The organism is Enterococcus phoeniculicola ATCC BAA-412 (genome assembly GCF_000407505.1).
GTDB lineage: Bacteria > Bacillota > Bacilli > Lactobacillales > Enterococcaceae > Enterococcus_K > Enterococcus_K phoeniculicola.
Window position 1 is genome coordinate 284491 of sequence record NZ_ASWE01000004.1, and the last position, 16973, is coordinate 301463.

Below are 16973 nucleotides of genomic sequence, written 5' to 3' on the forward strand. Positions count from 1 at the left end.
GGGTTAGAAGTGTTCAGCCTATTTGCGAAGCCTTCAATTCTTAAAGCGTCTCGCCTTCATCTAGAAAAATTTTATTAATGAATTTTAATACAAGTCATTGAGATGCAGTAGTGAAGGCATTTGGGGCTGTAACAGTATGTTGTCCCCTTTTAATAGCTTTTTGTTGAGTATGGACAATAGACTTAATTGAAGAAAAACTAGAATCAGAAGAATGCTCTTCTAATTCTAGTTTTTTTGCTATTTCACAATTAGACTGACGGCAGAATTTAGAGGAAGAGAGTAGGGTAAGAATCAATTTGTCTGCGAGAACAAAATCTTTATAATTGGAAATAGTTGGTATTTATATCCGCAACTGGGACCTTTATTCCTGAAGATTTAAAACCTTTTGAGAATTATGATTAACAAAATAAGTGAAGATTGGATTTTTCTAATCTAAAACCTTCAAAAAGAGAAAATTTGATATATAGCATATATAATAGATATTTAGTTTCTCAAGCCTATCTTACTTTTATAACTATTTTCCCATAAATATGCTGGCATTTTTAATTAATGATTTTTTGAAAATTAAAATTTCATATGACTTTTATTTATGGTAAAATCAAGTTTATTAGTCTTTACATATTTTGAATAGGAGAAAGAAATGAAAAAAAGAAAAATAATTAAACAAATAGTCTGTTTAAGTCTAACATTAGTTGGTCTTATTGGTATGAGTGAGAAGGTAATAGCTGAGGAAATACAGGACTATGATATACAATCAATTATTAAAGAGGATGTAATAGAACAAACTCTTGAACAAAAAAATTCAGTTATGGGTAGTAGTATGAGTAATAATCAAGTTCTATCTACCTTTTCTCTTGGAAAATCATTAAATGCAAGCGATGCAACATTACCAAATAAAGATTTTATCGATGTTTCTTCTTGGAATGGCGCTCTAACTGTCGATCAATATAAGAAAATGAAGTCTTATGGTGTAAAAGGTGTTGTTGTAAAATTAAGTGAAGGAGATTATTATGTTAATCCGCAAAGATTTATACAAATCAAGAATGCTCAAACTGCTGGATTAACAGTATCTGCTTATCATTATAGTAAATTTTCCACTGAAGCTGGAGCAAAAAAAGAAGCAAATTATTTTGTAAATGCAATTTCAAATACAGGTCTATTAAAAAATGTAACTCTTGTAAATGATGCTGAGGATTCGAGTATGGTGAGTGGGCATGTAACGAATAATTCCATTATTTTTGCCAATACATTGAAATCTCATGGTTATTCAAATGTAGTTCATTACTCAATGGCTTCTTGGATTACCGGGGGAAATCCCAAACTAAACCCATCTGTTTTAGGTAAGTCAAATATATGGGTTGCTCAATATCCATATACGCCGAATAAAAATAATTTACTACATTCTGATTATGCTGCGTGGCAATGGGCGTCAGATTTAACATTTTCCGGAGTAACTACGCCAATAGGTGGGAATTTTGATATTAATATGGACTATCTGGGGCGATTTACGAATAAAACGTATGATTCAATTGAAAAAGAAGTAAAAACTAGTTTCAAGGCAAAAATTAAGGAGTCTTTGATATCTGAAAAGCATGGGTTGTGGGACGATGTATATAATACACATGAAGGTATCCGTTCCTTGGGAAAAGGCAGTAAATTTGCTAATAAGAATGTAACAATCAGTGCAACTGTAAAAACGAGCCGCTCTACTTATTGGAAATTTACAGTTGATGGGACAAATTATTGGATGGATATGGCTGCATTTACTCCTACTTTGTATACAGTACAAAAATCTGAACAGGTGAATTATACTGTTGTAGTGAAACCCAATAGTGAATCAGCCAAACAAGGAATCTGGACTGCACCATGGAATACAACATTAGATGGAAAATATTTAGGACACGGTGGAACGTATGCCGGAAAAACAGTTCAAGTGTCGCGAATAGTAACATTAAATACGGGAAGTACCTATTATGAATTTACTGTGAATGGAAAATTGATCGGCTGGTTAGATACGCAGGCTTTCTATGAGCCAATTATAGAAGAGTATGCAACAAGTTATCGTGCAACTATAACAAATAATGCCACAAATCAAGGTGTTTGGAGTGCGCCTTACAATACAAAATCTGGAATTAAAGGTTACGGAAAAGGTCAACAATATATAGGAAGAACTGTAAGTATTTCAAAAGTAGTTAAAACTTCAAGATCAACCTATCTTCAAACTAACATAGACGGAAAAAATATATGGATTGATCAAAAAGCATTTACTCCAGCTTTGTATACAATACAAAAATCTGAACAAGTGAATTATACTGTTGTAGTGAAACCCAACAGTGAATCAGCCAAACAAGGAATCTGGACTGCACCATGGAATACAACATTAGATGGAAAATATTTAGGACACGGTGGAACGTATGCCGGAAAAACAGTTCAAGTGTCGCGAATAGTAACACTAAATACGGGAAGTACCTATTATGAATTTACTGTGAATGGAAAATTGATTGGCTGGTTAGATGCGCAGGCTTTCTATGAGCCAATTATAGAAGAGTATGCAACAAGTTATCGTGCAACTATAACAAATAATGCCACAAATCAAGGTGTTTGGAGTGCGCCTTACAATACAAAATCTGGAATTAAAGGTTACGGAAAAGGTCAACAATATATAGGAAGAACTGTAAGTATTTCAAAAGTAGTTAAAACTTCAAGATCAACCTATCTTCAAACTAACATAGACGGAAAAAATATATGGATTGATCAAAAAGCATTTACTCCAGCTTTGTATACAATACAAAAATCTGAACAAGTGAATTATACTGTTGTAGTGAAACCCAACAGTGAATCAGCCAAACAAGGAATCTGGACTGCACCATGGAATACAACATTAGATGGAAAATATTTAGGACACGGTGGAACGTATGCCGGAAAAACAGTTCAAGTGTCGCGAATAGTAACACTAAATACGGGAAGTACCTATTATGAATTTACTGTGAATGGAAAATTGATTGGCTGGTTAGATGCGCAGGCATTTTATGAACCTATCATAGAAGAGATAGATGTCAATTATAGTGTAGAGATAGTAGATTCAGCTAAAAATCAAGGAGCTTGGAGTGCGCCGTATAATACAGAATCAAATATTATAGGTTATGGAAAAGGATCGCAATATGTAGGTCAGCAAGGAACAGTAGACAAAATTGTAAGAACAACACGCTCTGGTTATTGGCGAGTTACACTAGATGGAAAAACATTTTGGTTAGATGAGGTTTCATTCAAAAAAGTTGTTAAGAAAGCTACAATTGATATTTCTGATGAAAATGAAAGTGATACGATTGATAGCTCACAAAGTGAAACTGAAGAATCAATTATTAATACTAGTGAAACATCTGAACCATCTAATAAAGATGGAATAGTAGAGTCGTCAGATAATATTGAAAATATAATGGAACAAACTTCTTCTGACTCTATCATTGATTCAGAAGAAGTAATGGAGTCTACAGTAGACTAATAATTATTGTTTACTATATATTCAAGTTTAGAGAAGTTATTGGAGAATTTTATCTATTTCATAATAGTTGGAAATAGATAAATTTAAAAAAATTAATTTGCTTATTTTAATTCTCGAGAATCTGGAACTATGATTAATGATTGTGTATATGAAATTTTAACTTTTGTTAACTAGGGAGTGCGAGCTAAACTGAGCAAGAGGGTGGGACATAACTAATTAAGTTATACCCCACCCTCTTAAAGCTTTAATAAAGGTTGATAACAGAAGCAACTCTTTCTTATTTCTCGGAGCCGAGCATTTCTACTCGGCCTCTTTCCTACGATTAGTCAAGAAGAAAATCTAACGATCTTCTTACGTTTTAATTAGGGCAAGAATAACCATCAAAGCACACACCAAATAAACCAGATGTCTACCTGAAATTTTTATCTGGTTTGTGGTATAATTTGCTCATAAGGACTTGTCCTTATTGGTCGTTAGAGGCTGTATACGCATAAGCGTACCTTGTATGATTCCTGACCATGGAATACATGCACTTCAGAAGCTTGTTGATACAAGCAACTGTGGCAACCTTCTCTTTCTTAGGAGCAGGTTGCTTTTTTAGATTATAGTAATAATCTACTAAGTGATTAGGAGCAGCTCGCTGCTGTCGAATCATGTTTCGGATGGTGAAGTAAAGAATTTTCCGTGCCTTTGGATTCCCTCTCTTGTTGATGTGGTCTTTTCCAACATACTTTCCAGATTGAAAGCGTCGAATATCAATCCCAACAAAAGCATTTAGCTTATTTGAAGTAGAGAATCGTTGAATATCACCTAATTCGCCAAGTAAAAGCACAGCGGTCAATTCCCCAATTCCTGGGATTGACTGATATAATTGAAACGCTTCAAAAGGCTGCGCACGTTCAATCATCTGTTGTGCCAACTGGTCCTTTTGTTCAAGTAGGTCTTGAAGCAGATAGGCGTAGTATCGAACTTTTTGACACTGAATACTGTCAGAGTCAACGGCAGGATATGCACAGGAAGCGTAGGCCAAAAGTTGATCCGCTTTTTGCCATGCTCTATTTTCCGAGATCTTTTTTCGAGTTGCTTTCATTAAGCGATTTTTGATTTTCGTTCGACTGGAAGAAAGAACAAAGGCGGGATGAGGGAATAGTTCAATAAGGGACAAAGCATAAAGGGTTACACGACTGGAAAAGAACTGTTCTACTTCTGGAAAAGTCAGTTGTAAGGCATTGTGTAAGTCCATGCGAATGCGTTTGATTTTTTCCTCTATTTCTTGATAGAAGCGGGAAAGATCCCGTAAATCCAGGTAGTGTGATTGTTGGAGTTGTTTGATAGGTCGCTGATTTTTCCAATGAGTCTGAGCTAATTGATGGGCATCGGCTTGATCGGTTTTCCAACTACGCAAAGAGCCTTCCTCCAACTGCTTTTTTGCTTCTAAAGGATTTAACAGACTATAGAATAGGTGATTGTCCTGACAAAATTTTTCTAACGGACGAGAGTAGACTCTTGTCGCTTCAAAAACAATTTCAGGTGTATCAGGTAACGACCGAATTTCTTCCAATAACAGATGAAATTCTTGTTGAGTATGCGTAATTTTCCCTTCTGAAAGACAATATTCGTCTTGGTAAAGCACTTTGTAACTTTCCCCTTTTGAGACATCAAAAGCTAAGATAAACGTCATTATTTTTCCTCTTTTCTTTTTTATTCAAAGACCTTCACTGATTCCTTCCGATTCTACTTTCCTTTACACGGACTCGTAGTCCTTGAGGTCTTGTTCGAACTTCCTTTCACCCTCACTATACGCTATAAATAGAAAATAGTGGGTAAGATATTCCGTCGAATATCCTACCCACTAATCTTAGTATGTTTTTGTTGTTATGCTGTAAAAGTGACACCTTTGTGGCGAGTCAGCATGATTTTGAATAAATTGATATGGGAAAAAATCACTATCAAAATTTCCACTGTTAATTGACTAATTTATCAAATGAACATATAGACTTAAAAGTATTTCTCGTATTCTCTGTCTTTCTGATTGGGTTACTATATCAGTAATGACTAAATCTAGTTTTTTTAAATTTTTTGTCCAAACATTCATTTGTAATTGTTTGTATTCTTAAAGAGTTCCATCTTGTCATACTTAAAATTCTATAGTTATGTTTACCTTATAAATAGTATAGCCATTTATAAATTATCCCTTGTTGCTAGTAGTTATAGAGTGTAAAAATCTATCTACGAATTAGAAATTTATAATATAAAAATTTTAATTAGTTAATTTGAAGATAAATTAAATACGTGGTATTCTTAGACGAATGTATAATTTATAGTTTTTGAGGTGGAAAAATGGACACAATGTTAACAATAGTCGTTCCTTGCTACAACGAGGAAGAGGTATTACCTATATCCAGTAAAGAATTGTTGATATTCTTATTAAAAATGATAGAGGCAGAAAAAATTAGTAATGAGAGTCAAATTATGTTTGTTGATGATGGAAGTAAAGATAATACATGGGAGATTATTGAGCAACTCTCTAATGAAGATAAACATTATACTGGTATTAAATTTAGTCGAAACTTTGGACATCAAAATGCACTAGTCGCTGGTTTGACAAGTGCTGAACCTTATTCAGATGCTATTGTTACAATTGATGCAGATTTACAAGATGATATTAATTCTATTGAACAAATGATTGATGCATATCATGATGGTAATGATGTAGTATATGGTGTGAGAGGGAACAGAGACTCAGACACAGCTTTCAAACGAAAAACAGCAGAAGGATTCTATAGTGTAATGAAAAAGTTGGGTATTAATATGGTACCTAACCATGCAGATTTTCGTTTATTAAGTAAACGAGCAACGCAAACTTTGCTAGAATTCAAAGAAGAAAATCTTTTTTTGAGAGGGATGGTTCCATTAGTTGGCTATCCTTCAGCTAAAGTTTTCTATGCTAGAAAAGAACGTGCTGCTGGCGAATCCAAGTATCCGCTAAAAAAAATGTTGAGCTTTGCTTTTGAAGGAATTACATCATTTTCGATTGCACCAATTAAATTTATTAGAAATCTAGGTATTTTTATTTTGATAATAGGTATTATCTATATGGCATATATTTTTGGGCGAAACATTTCTGGAAATACAATAAGTGGATGGTCTTCAATTGTGGGCAGCATATGGTTATTGGGTGGTATTCAGATGATTAGCTTATCTATTGTTGGTGAATATATTGGGAAAATTTACACTGAAGTTAAAAGAAGACCAAGGTTTATAATAGAAAAAAATATTAGAGATAAGTAAAGAATAAGCGAGTGAAGTTAACGGAATGTATTATTAGTTTGTTTTGTAATTCTCAATTATTATGGCTCCCACTTAATATTGGCTAGTAAAAATATTTTGGGAAGTATAGGTGATCATATGATTATTCAAAAAGTACATGGATCAGAAAATGATTTTTTCTTAATTGATCAAATGGAGGATGCTACTAAGCTTTCTTCTAGTGAGATTGAAGGGCTTAGAAAAAGTATTTGTTCTAGAGAGACAGGGCTGCTTGGTGGAGCGGATGGTCTTTTGTTAGTTGAAGAATCTGAGCAAAATACAGCAATAGGAAAAATGCGCGTGATTAATAGTGATGGTAGTGAAGCGAGTATGTGCGGAAATGGGTTAAGAACGGTAGCACGCTACTTATCTGAAAAAACACAAGAAGAAACCTTTAAGGTTGAAACAATGTTCGCTGATTTAAAAGTGAGAAAGACAGCTGTGTTAGCTGAAGGGGTTGAAACGTATCAAGTGGAAATCTCCCCTGTAAGCTTTGATCCGCAGACGATTCCATTGAACCAAAAGGAACCAATCATTAATCAGTTTCTTCCAGCGCTTTCTTCTAAAATTCGATTTTCTGCAGTTGCTGTTCCTAATCCTCATCTCATTGCATTTGTGGATCACGAGTTATTGATGAGTTCTGAATTTGAACGTATTTCACGATTGGTAAATGAAAAAAATGAGTTGTTTCCTGATGGTGTAAATGTGAGTTTCGTAGAGATAGTGGCGAAAAATGAGTTATTTGTTCGAACGTTTGAACGAGGAGTAGGCTTTACTAGCGCTTGCGGGACTGCAATGTGTGCGAGTAGCTTAATGTATGATTTACTTTATGGTGGGCAATTTTACGAAGTAATCACTGTCCGAAATGTTGGTGGATTAGTAAAAACAGTAGTTCATGAAGAGGAAGGAACCTATTGGATGGAGTTAATCGGTAATGCAACGGTCTCTCATGAAATTGAAGGCGAACTGGAATTGTTTCTTCAGCACGATTTTACTAAGCTGCACATTAAAGAAACCCGTGAACAAAAGGCGTATGAACAATTTTTAAGTACCATACATTAATAATTTGAAAAAATCTATTGCTAGCGTTTTCACTCTTAGGTATAATAGCGTTGGCGATGAATTTATTCGTTAAAAATCTTTGGAGGCTAGACAAACATGGAACAAGGGAAAGTAAAATGGTTCAATAATGAAAAAGGGTTTGGGTTTATTACAGTTGATGGTGGCGATGATATATTCGTTCATTTCTCAGCTATTCAAGGAGATGGATTCAAATCACTTGAAGAAGGTCAAGAAGTGGAGTTCTCAATTGTTGAAGGAAATCGCGGACCACAAGCTGCGGAAGTTACTAAATTATAATCGTTATTTTTTAACAGGTGCTTAGCGCCTGTTTTTTTGTATCAAAAATACTTGCTTGAAGCGCAATTCATCGTTATACTGTGTAAAGTGAAAACAAGGAAAATTTGAAACTTTATGAAATGAGTGACTTGTGTTGAGAGAAGAAAAAAAAGAATATACAAATGAGTTGATAAACTATTTACAACCTAGTCCTTTCTTTCTTTTTTTTAAGAGAGCATTTGACATTATAGGCGGCTTTTTGGGAATGCTTTTGTTTTTTTTAGCTGCTGTAATCCTCTGGATGATTTATTTTTTTAGCAAAAAAAATAAAGGACCATTGATTTTTAGCCAAACAAGGATTGGAAAAGATGGAAAAAAATTTGACATCTATAAGTTTCGATCAATGGTTGTAAATGCAGAAGACGTACTGAAACAAAATGACGAATTATATAAAGAATATGTAAACTGTGGATATAAGCTGGATGAAGGGAAAGATCCTCGAGTAACGAGATTAGGCTCTTTTATTCGAAAAACAAGTATCGATGAGCTTCCTCAATTTTGGAATGTTCTTAAGGGGGATATGTCCCTTGTAGGTCCAAGACCTGTTATTCAAGAAGAGTTGTCAGAGTATGGTGAGAAAGTAGAGTTGTTTTTATCAGTCAAACCTGGAGTAACTGGAGTATGGACTGTTTCTGGAAGAAGTGATGTTCCTTATCCAGAGCGAACAGATTTAGAGCTTTCCTATTTAAAGGATCTTAGCTTGAGAAACGATTGTAAAATTTTAATTCAGACATTTATTGTCGTCTTAAAAAAAGAAGGAGCCCATTAAGTGAATACGAAGATTTTAGTTGCAGCACATAAAAAATATTGGATGCCGGATAATGACAACTATCTGCCCATACAGGTTGGTAGAAGTCTACATCCAGATTTAGGTTACACTGGAGACAATGAAGGAGACAACATTTCTCAGAAAAATCCGCAGTTTAATGAACTGACAGCAATGTATTGGGCATGGAAAAATTTAGATGCTGACGTTATTGGATTAGTTCATTATCGCAGATATTTTGTTAGAAAGAAAAAAGGGAAAAACATTACAGAAAAAAGGGAGAATATTCTCTCTGAAAAAGATATTTTGGACTATCTTCAAGAGGTAGATATGATTTTACCTAATCCAAGAAATTACTATATTGAAAGCTCTTATTCACATTATGCGCATGCACATAATGGCGCAGATTTGGATGAAACAAGAAAAATCATCCAAGAAAGGTTCCCTCTATATATACCTGCGTTTGATTCTGCAATGAAAAGTTCAAAGGCACACATGTTTAATATGTTTATCATGAAACGTGAAGATTTTGATGCGTATTGCAGTTGGCTGTTTGATATTTTATTTGAGTTAGAAAAGCGAATTGATATTTCTTCATATTCTGATTATGAAGCCCGTGTTTATGGGTTTATCAGTGAACGCCTTTTAGATGTCTGGGTAAATACAAATAAAAAAACGTACAAAGAGTTACCAGTCCTGTTTATGGAGCCACAAAATTGGATGAAAAAGGGAAGTAATTTTTTGAAGAGGAAATTTTTCCATTCAAAAAAAGAAGTGGGGTAGACAAATGGAAAAGACAACGAAAAAATATCCAATAAATCAGATTCTTTTTTTTATTGCTTTATTTTCATGGGCGCTCTATTTAGAGCTACAGACAATTACGATGTTTAAAGACCATTTACCCAATCACGGATTTTTAGCTATACGGTTATTATGTTTCTCTCTGTTGGGAATAAAGGGTTTATATGAGCTTTCTGTTTACATTAAGCAAAAAGAATATAGTCAATTTAATTTAAAAAAAGAAGGTCGTTTTTTTATTGGTGTTCTTTTTATGTTACTGAGTGTGCTCATTGCATTCGTAAGTAAAAATACAGTTATAGTCGACACTTGCTTTCTAATTTTTTCTGCAAGAAACCAAGACCTGCGAGTAGTAGTGAAATGGTTTATAGGTTTACAGTTAGTGGTGATGGGTGCCTGTATTTTAGGTTCCTTAACAGGGGTTCTCCCAGAACGAGTTTCTTTTAGGTCGGGAAACGTATTTAGATATTCTTTAGGGTACTCTTGGACAAGTTTTCCAGCACAAAGTTTTTATTATATCTCTCTAATGATATTTTTTGTCAAAGGAATGACGTTTAGATGGTGGGATATTCTGTTTGTTGTAGCGGGATCTGTTTTTTGGTATCAAGTGACGGACACGAAAAATCCAATTGCTCTTATTTTACTATTTATCGTTTTATCGATGATTGTTCGAAAATGGCAACCTTTTTTTACTGGAAAACTGATGACTATTCTTTTTACAATCGCTACACCAGCAATTACAACGTTAATGCTCGTTCTTTCAATTTTTTATAATGCAAAAGTAAAATGGTTTGTTTCGTTAAACCATTTGTTGTCTAATCGACTAGCTCTAGGACACAAAGGTATCGACAGCTTTGGCTTCACTGCCTTTGGCCAAAAAATAGAGTTTGTAGACAACGTCAATAAGAATCTATCTAAAAATCGAAAACTAGACTATAATTTTATTGATAGTTCATTTTTAAATATTTTAGTGACTAAGGGACTTCTTTTTTATGTAATGATCGTTGCTTCATTGACGATGCTTGTCTATAAATTTATGAAATCATCTTATGTAATAGGCGGATTGGTGTTTCTTTTTGTCGTTGTTCATAGCTTGTTTGATCCGCAGCTGTTGGATTTGTGGTTTAGCCCATTTCCTTTATTTATCGGGAAACTCTTTTCAAGAGATAGAGTAGATGAAAATACAAATTGGTGGCAATCAACAAGTCGTTCACTATAGATTTGAGGAATAGAAATTGGAAAAAGTATTTATTAAAACAGAGAATGGTAAAAATCCACATGCAGGTAGTAAGGCACGGGATGATGTAGATGAGTTACTAAAACAACGTGGCTATCGGCCGATTATTGTGGGAAATTATGAGCCACGAGAAGATCGTAAGGAGAATTTATTTGAAAAAATACAGCGTCACGTTACTTCATTAGTAAATGCCTTTCGCTTATTCTTTTTACTTCCAGGTAAATCAATGGTTGTTATGCAGCATCCTATGACTGGGTTTGTTTATTTTAATTGGATGATAAATCCATTGAAAAAAATAAAAAAGGTAAAACTTGTGGCACTAATTCATGACTTGGACTCATTAAGAAAGCTACATGGAGAAAACCAGAAAAATGATGAATTGGCCGATTTGAAGTTGTTAAGAAAATGTGATGCAATTATCTGCCATAATTCAAAAATGAAAGAGTATCTAATTGAAGAGAAATTCCCTGAGGAAACGATTGTTTCCTTAGAGCTGTTTGATTATTTGACACCTGAAGTTATAACTGCGTATGATGAATCAAAAGGAATTGTGATTGCAGGAAATTTAAATGAAGAAAAATCTGGCTATTTGAGACAGTTAAAGCAGCTTTCAAAGGAACTTGTCTTTGAACTTTATGGGCCTAACTATTCTGAATTGCCACAAGAATCTGTCCATTATCATGGTTCATTTGCGCCTGATGATCTTTTAGAGGCTATCAAGGGTAGCTATGGATTAGTTTGGGATGGATCATCAATTGGTATGTGTGAAGGGAATTTTGGTGAGTATTTACGCTATAATAATTCTCATAAAGCATCCCTTTACTTGGCAGTAGGGATTCCAGTGATTGTCTGGAAAGAATCTGCTCTTAGTGAATTTGTGGAAAATGAAGGGATTGGCTTCTCAATCTCGAACTTGTATGAAATTGAAACGAAGATAACGTCTCAGAACAAAGAGGAATTAATAAAAAATGTAGCGGTTATGAAGGAAAAAGTGACGAATGGGTATTTCCTAAATTCAGCGATGTCGGTTGTTGAAGGAAAATTGGAGGAGAAGTAAGTGATGAAGCCAATTATCAGTTTTATTTTACCAATCTATAATACGGAAGAGACACTCCTTCGCCAATGCTTAAATAGGCTAGAGCAGTATTCAACCATCCCGATTGAAATTGTGCTGGTTGATGATGGTTCAAGTAGTACGATTAAGAAAATAGCTGATGAGTATGTTTCTGATGTTCGATTTCATTACTATTATCAAGAAAACCAAGGTGTTTCTGCAGCGCGGAACACAGGCCTACGTCATGCCCACTCAGAGTGGGTTTTCTTTTTAGATCCGGATGATTTACTTACTCAAGATTCAGAAAAATATTTTTTGAATGCTGTAAAAGACAATAAGAAGACGGATATGATTATTTTCAGCTATAGTGAGTTAGACAATCAAACACAACAGATTTCTCCAGTGCCACTTTCCAAAATTGTCAAGTCAGACAATGGCCAGCTGTTGAACCCAGAATCCTTGTTATTAGCCGTTCTAAGAACTCCTGAGACAAAGGGAAGCTATTCAGGTTATTATCTTGGGATGCCGTGGGGAAAGCTCATCAGACGTGAATTTCTGGTGAACCATGCAATTGAATTTCCTAAGGATATCACTAAAAGAGAAGATGCACTTTTTGCCGTACAAGTCTATAGCTGTCAGCCGAGAGTTTCTTGTGAGGCGTCAATGGTCTATCTTTACAGAACAAATAACAATGACTCTTTATCGAAAAAGTATGCTCCGGAGCTACCAGATATGTTTTTAAATTTGTTACACCGCTTATTGAAATATGAAGAGTTGGTGAATGATAAGCAAGCTTTCAACGAGTCGTACTCTATCTATTGTTTTGATTTAACTAAGGAATTAGTTAACCTATATTACTGTAATCAAAATAACCCAGAGACATATAAAGAACGAAAACAAGCGTTTCTAAACTTTCGTGAGACAGAGGAACTTTTACCGTACTTTACAACGGTGCCAAGATTTAATGGACCTTTATGGAAAAAAGTCTTGTTTTACTGCATAAAAAATAAACAGTTTTTCTTTTTAAATGCGATTTATGTGTTAAGGAAAGTGCGTGCTTCATTGTAAAGGAGAAGAAAAAATGATTAAGGTAGACCTATTAATCCCTCGTTATTCTGGAAAAGGCGGAACAGAAACGGTTATAAAAAAAGTCGTTGATTTTTTTGAAAAAAGAGAGGATATTACATTTCACCTTGTTTTGTCTCAAGGAATGGATTCTTTGACGTGGTTAGGGACATTTCAAAATTATGAAGAAAATAAAAATACCTCTTCCAATAAACTGGTTCAATATGCCTCTGGTGTTCTTTATCTATCAAAGTACTTTAAACGAACAGATGCTGACATTATAATCTGTCTAAATACAACTATGCTTCGTGTGGCACATTTTTTCAAAAATCGATATAAAAAATCTTTTAAACTAGTATCTTGGATTCATTTTTCAATTTTTGATGAAAAAGCTATTAATTCTAAGTTTTTACATTTAGCAGAGTATCATTTAGCTATTAGCAGTGGCATAAAGAAGCAATTACAATCTTTGGATATTCCAGATGAACAGATTTTTTTATTGTTTAACCCGATTGAGCACCAAGAGAGAACGATTTCTCCACCAAATCAAGGAAAAAAATATATCTATATTGGACGATTAATGATGGAAGGTCAGAAGAATGTGTCTGAGCTTTTGTATGGATTAGCACAGCTTGATGGAGAGTGGAGCCTAGATATCTATGGAGATGGTGAGGAGCGACAAGAACTGGAGAGTTTAGCTTCAAAGCTTGGTATTGCTGATAAAGTGGCATTTTTAGGTTGGGTAGTCAACCCGTGGAACCAGATACAATCGGCAACTGCTTTAGTATTAACTTCTCAGTTTGAAGGATTTCCCATGGTTCTTTTAGAGTCAATTTCATATGGAGTGCCATGTATCTCTTCAAATTGTCCTACTGGTCCAGAAGATATTATTACAGAAGCGAATGGTTTGCTTTACAAGATGCATAAAACAGAGGAATTATGTCAGTCATTAAGTATTATTGGAGAAAAAACGTTTTCCAGTGAGGAAGTAAAACAATCAATTAATCGATTTTATCCAGAGACATATTTTACAGTTTTCGCACAATTTCTTTACAAAATTATTTCTTAGATTACAGAAGGTTTAAAAAAGTCTTGTGGTTGTATCAGAAATTCTATAGATGATTGAAAAATATGTTTTCTTTTGGTATGGTTTGTAAGTGATTAAAATAAGAATAGAAGAGGGAAACATATGAAGCGTGTAATAACCTATGGAACATTTGACTTATTGCATTATGGACATATTAATTTATTAAGACGGGCAAAAGAACAAGGGGACTACTTGGTGGTTGCTCTTTCAACAGATGAATTTAATTGGGATGAAAAACAAAAAAAATGTTATTTCTCATATGAAAAAAGAAAACAGTTATTAGAGGCAATTCGTTATGTAGATTTAGTTATTCCTGAAAATAATTGGGAACAAAAAATTACTGATGTAAAGGAATATCATATTGATACATTTGTTATGGGAGACGACTGGGCTGGTAAATTTGATTTCATTCAAGATGAGACTGAAGCAGAAGTTGTTTATTTAGCTAGAACTCCTGAAATATCAACGACTCAAATCAAGAAAGATTTGAAGTTGAATTAATTTTCTATAAGAAGGAGTGACTTCATTTTATGAAAGTCTGGCAAAAAACAATTATTGGATTCTTAATGTTTATCTTAGTCGTTTTAATTGGAGCCGTTGCCGTAGGGGCGGTGTTCTATAACGATGCAAAAAAGGTTGCAGACAGTGCGTATGAACCAATTGAACGAGGTACACCAAGTTTACGTAAAGAAGCACTGGATTACTCAAATTCTGAACCATTTTCTGTATTGCTTCTAGGGATTGATACAGATGAAGTTAGAGGGAGCCAGACAGAAGGTCGCTCAGATTCGATTATGGTCGCAACAATTAATCCACAGAAGAAACAAACTACCTTAGTAAGTATTCCACGAGATACTTATACAGAGCTTGTTGGAAACGGAACGTCTGATAAACTAAATCATGCGTATGCTTATGGCGGCGTAGCCATGGCAATGTCCAGTGTAGAAAATTTACTTGATATTCCTATTGATCACTACGCTCTTGTCAATATGGATGGGATGACTGACTTGATCGATGAAGTTGGTGGAGTAGATATTGATAACCATCTTGCTTTTGAATATGAAGGTGCGAATTTCCCACTAGGAAAAATTCATCTAGAAGGCTGGCAAGCTGTGAAATATTCTCGTATGAGATATGATGATCCTGAAGGAGATTACGGTCGTCAAAAGCGTCAACGAATAGTGTTAGAAGCGCTCTTTCACGAGTTGGCATCTATTGATAATATTTCCAATTACAAAAATCTGTTAGAAGTTTTAGGGAATAATGCAAAAACTGACCTTTCTTGGGATACAATTATGACTCTTCTAAAAAAATATACACCGGCGTTAACGACAATGAAGACGGACCAACTACAAGGTGAAGGTTTTGATGGGGACGGAGTCACTGGTGAATACCAAATTAGTTATCAAGGAATTGCACCAGATGAACTATTACGTGTCCAAACGCTGTTAAAAGAACAACTAGAAAAGTAGTTTGAGTTGTTGAGTACTTACAAATAGATAAATGATACGATTTAGGGTTGGGATAAACTGGTTCAGTGTAATCTCAGCCCTAGTATTGATTTTAAAGAACACAAGAATAACAGTATTTAAAAAAATAGTGCCTTAGGTTCTTTTTTTTGACAAGAAATGGAGTGGATGAATATGTTTGATTATTTAGTTGTTGGCTCAGGCTTATACGGTGCTGTATTTGCACATGAAGCGGCAAAAAAAGGAAAAAAAGTAAAAGTAATTGAGAAAAGAAATCATATTGCAGGAAATATCTATACAAAAGAAACTGAAGGGATACAAGTTCATCAGTATGGAGCCCATATCTTCCATACAAGTGATAAGTCTGTTTGGGAGTATGTTCAGCAATTTGCAGAATTTAACAGATATACGAATTCACCCATTGCAAACTATCACGGTGAAATTTACAATTTGCCTTTCAACATGAATACATTTAATAAATTATGGGGCGTAATTACTCCTGATGAAGCGAAACAGAAAATTGAGGAACAACGATCTGTATTGAAGGGAAAACAGCCTGAAAACCTTGAAGAACAAGCAATTTCACTTGTAGGAACAGACATCTATGAAAAGCTGATTAAATCCTATACTGAAAAACAATGGGGAAGAGCTTGTACTGAGCTTCCATCATTTATCATTAAACGACTACCCGTGCGTTTTACCTATGACAATAATTATTTCAATGATATTTATCAGGGAATTCCCATTGGCGGATACACCCAAATCGTTGAAAAGATGCTTGAACACCCCAATATAGAAGTTGAATTAAATGTAGACTTCTTTGAGAATCGTGCTAATTATGAAACGGTAGCTAAAAAAATTGTTTATACAGGAATGATTGATCAATACTTTGATTATGAACATGGCGTACTTGAGTATCGCTCTCTTCGATTTGAAACAGAGGCATTGAATCAAGAAAATTTTCAAGGAAATGCAGTTGTCAACTATACGGATGGAGAGACTCCTTATACACGAATTATTGAGCACAAGCATTTTGAGTTTGGTACACAGGAAAAAACAGTGATTACAAGAGAGTATTCAAAAGAATGGAAACAAGGGGATGAGCCCTATTATCCTGTAAACGATCAAAAAAATTCTGAGTTATATCGGAAATATTATAAATTAGCTCAAGCACAGGAAAATGTGATTTTTGGTGGACGCCTTGGTTTGTACAAGTATTTTGATATGCATCAAGTAATTAAAGCAGCGTTGCATGCTGTCAAAAAAGAATTGAAGGATTAAGGAGGCG

At 34.4% G+C, this 16973-nt stretch carries 14 protein-coding genes; 13 read left to right on the top strand and 1 reads right to left on the bottom strand.

Annotated features, from left to right (window positions below; genetic code table 11):
- Positions 1 to 640 precede the first annotated feature (640 nt).
- A complete protein-coding gene (locus I589_RS17960; RefSeq protein ID WP_016250111.1) occupies positions 641 to 3502 on the top strand; it encodes a GW dipeptide domain-containing protein in 2862 nt (953 codons plus the stop codon).
- Positions 3503 to 3965: 463 nt separating this feature from the next.
- On the opposite strand, the gene I589_RS15325 is transcribed toward I589_RS17960, so the two are convergent.
- The gene (locus tag I589_RS15325) at positions 3966 to 5183 is read right to left on the bottom strand and encodes an IS110 family RNA-guided transposase (RefSeq protein ID WP_010767214.1); all 1218 of its coding nucleotides are present in this window, start codon (positions 5181 to 5183) and stop codon (positions 3966 to 3968) included.
- A gap of 659 nt (positions 5184 to 5842) precedes the next feature.
- Here I589_RS15325 and I589_RS15330 point away from each other — a divergent pair.
- The 12 genes from I589_RS15330 (at position 5843) to glf (ending at position 16966) form a co-directional block, all read left to right on the top strand.
- The gene (locus I589_RS15330; protein ID WP_010767215.1) at positions 5843 to 6793 is read left to right on the top strand and encodes a glycosyltransferase family 2 protein; all 951 of its coding nucleotides are present in this window, start codon (positions 5843 to 5845) and stop codon (positions 6791 to 6793) included.
- Positions 6794 to 6910: 117 nt separating this feature from the next.
- Positions 6911 to 7873, top strand: coding sequence for a diaminopimelate epimerase (dapF, locus tag I589_RS15335; protein ID WP_010767216.1), 963 nt, complete (start codon positions 6911 to 6913; stop codon positions 7871 to 7873).
- Between the two features lie 96 nt (positions 7874 to 7969).
- On the top strand, positions 7970 to 8170 hold the full coding sequence (gene cspD / locus I589_RS15340; protein WP_010767217.1) for a cold-shock protein CspD: 201 nt from the start codon (positions 7970 to 7972) through the stop codon (positions 8168 to 8170).
- Positions 8171 to 8300: 130 nt separating this feature from the next.
- Positions 8301 to 8978, top strand: a complete 678-nt coding sequence (locus I589_RS15345) for a sugar transferase (RefSeq protein WP_010767218.1) — start codon at positions 8301 to 8303, stop codon at positions 8976 to 8978.
- Positions 8979 to 9758 (top strand): DUF4422 domain-containing protein, encoded by a 780-nt coding sequence (locus I589_RS15350; RefSeq protein WP_010767219.1) that lies wholly within the window; start codon positions 8979 to 8981, stop codon positions 9756 to 9758. It begins immediately after the preceding gene.
- Positions 9759 to 9762: 4 nt separating this feature from the next.
- Positions 9763 to 10992, top strand: a complete 1230-nt coding sequence (locus tag I589_RS15355; RefSeq protein ID WP_010767220.1) for a hypothetical protein — start codon at positions 9763 to 9765, stop codon at positions 10990 to 10992.
- 16 nt (positions 10993 to 11008) lie between these two features.
- A complete protein-coding gene (locus I589_RS15360; protein ID WP_010767221.1) occupies positions 11009 to 12067 on the top strand; it encodes a glycosyltransferase in 1059 nt (352 codons plus the stop codon).
- A 3-nt stretch (positions 12068 to 12070) separates the two neighbouring features.
- On the top strand, positions 12071 to 13132 hold the full coding sequence (locus I589_RS15365; protein WP_010767222.1) for a glycosyltransferase family 2 protein: 1062 nt from the start codon (positions 12071 to 12073) through the stop codon (positions 13130 to 13132).
- Between the two features lie 13 nt (positions 13133 to 13145).
- Positions 13146 to 14198 carry a glycosyltransferase gene (locus I589_RS15370; protein WP_010767223.1) on the top strand — a complete coding sequence of 351 codons (1053 nt, stop codon included), beginning with the start codon at positions 13146 to 13148 and terminating at the stop codon, positions 14196 to 14198.
- A gap of 120 nt (positions 14199 to 14318) precedes the next feature.
- Positions 14319 to 14717, top strand: coding sequence for a glycerol-3-phosphate cytidylyltransferase (tagD, locus tag I589_RS15375; RefSeq protein WP_010767224.1), 399 nt, complete (start codon positions 14319 to 14321; stop codon positions 14715 to 14717).
- Between the two features lie 29 nt (positions 14718 to 14746).
- Positions 14747 to 15688 carry an LCP family glycopolymer transferase gene (locus I589_RS15380; protein ID WP_010767225.1) on the top strand — a complete coding sequence of 314 codons (942 nt, stop codon included), beginning with the start codon at positions 14747 to 14749 and terminating at the stop codon, positions 15686 to 15688.
- 165 nt (positions 15689 to 15853) lie between these two features.
- The gene (glf, locus tag I589_RS15385; protein WP_034685442.1) at positions 15854 to 16966 is read left to right on the top strand and encodes a UDP-galactopyranose mutase; all 1113 of its coding nucleotides are present in this window, start codon (positions 15854 to 15856) and stop codon (positions 16964 to 16966) included.
- Positions 16967 to 16973 lie beyond the last annotated feature (7 nt).

What these genes read in the sequence shown, in the direction of transcription:
- I589_RS15370 (WP_010767223.1), top strand. Translation starts at nt 13,146, where the DNA reads ATGATTAAGGTAGACCTATTAATCCCTCGTTATTCTGGAAAAGGCGGA.
- I589_RS15355 (WP_010767220.1), top strand. Translation starts at nt 9,763, where the DNA reads ATGGAAAAGACAACGAAAAAATATCCAATAAATCAGATTCTTTTTTTT.
- I589_RS15325 (WP_010767214.1), bottom strand. Translation starts at nt 5,183, where the DNA reads ATGACGTTTATCTTAGCTTTTGATGTCTCAAAAGGGGAAAGTTACAAA.
- I589_RS15365 (WP_010767222.1), top strand. Translation starts at nt 12,071, where the DNA reads ATGAAGCCAATTATCAGTTTTATTTTACCAATCTATAATACGGAAGAG.
- cspD (WP_010767217.1), top strand. Translation starts at nt 7,970, where the DNA reads ATGGAACAAGGGAAAGTAAAATGGTTCAATAATGAAAAAGGGTTTGGG.
- I589_RS15380 (WP_010767225.1), top strand. Translation starts at nt 14,747, where the DNA reads ATGAAAGTCTGGCAAAAAACAATTATTGGATTCTTAATGTTTATCTTA.
- tagD (WP_010767224.1), top strand. Translation starts at nt 14,319, where the DNA reads ATGAAGCGTGTAATAACCTATGGAACATTTGACTTATTGCATTATGGA.
- I589_RS17960 (WP_016250111.1), top strand. Translation starts at nt 641, where the DNA reads ATGAAAAAAAGAAAAATAATTAAACAAATAGTCTGTTTAAGTCTAACA.
- I589_RS15330 (WP_010767215.1), top strand. Translation starts at nt 5,843, where the DNA reads ATGGACACAATGTTAACAATAGTCGTTCCTTGCTACAACGAGGAAGAG.
- dapF (WP_010767216.1), top strand. Translation starts at nt 6,911, where the DNA reads ATGATTATTCAAAAAGTACATGGATCAGAAAATGATTTTTTCTTAATT.
- glf (WP_034685442.1), top strand. Translation starts at nt 15,854, where the DNA reads ATGAATATGTTTGATTATTTAGTTGTTGGCTCAGGCTTATACGGTGCT.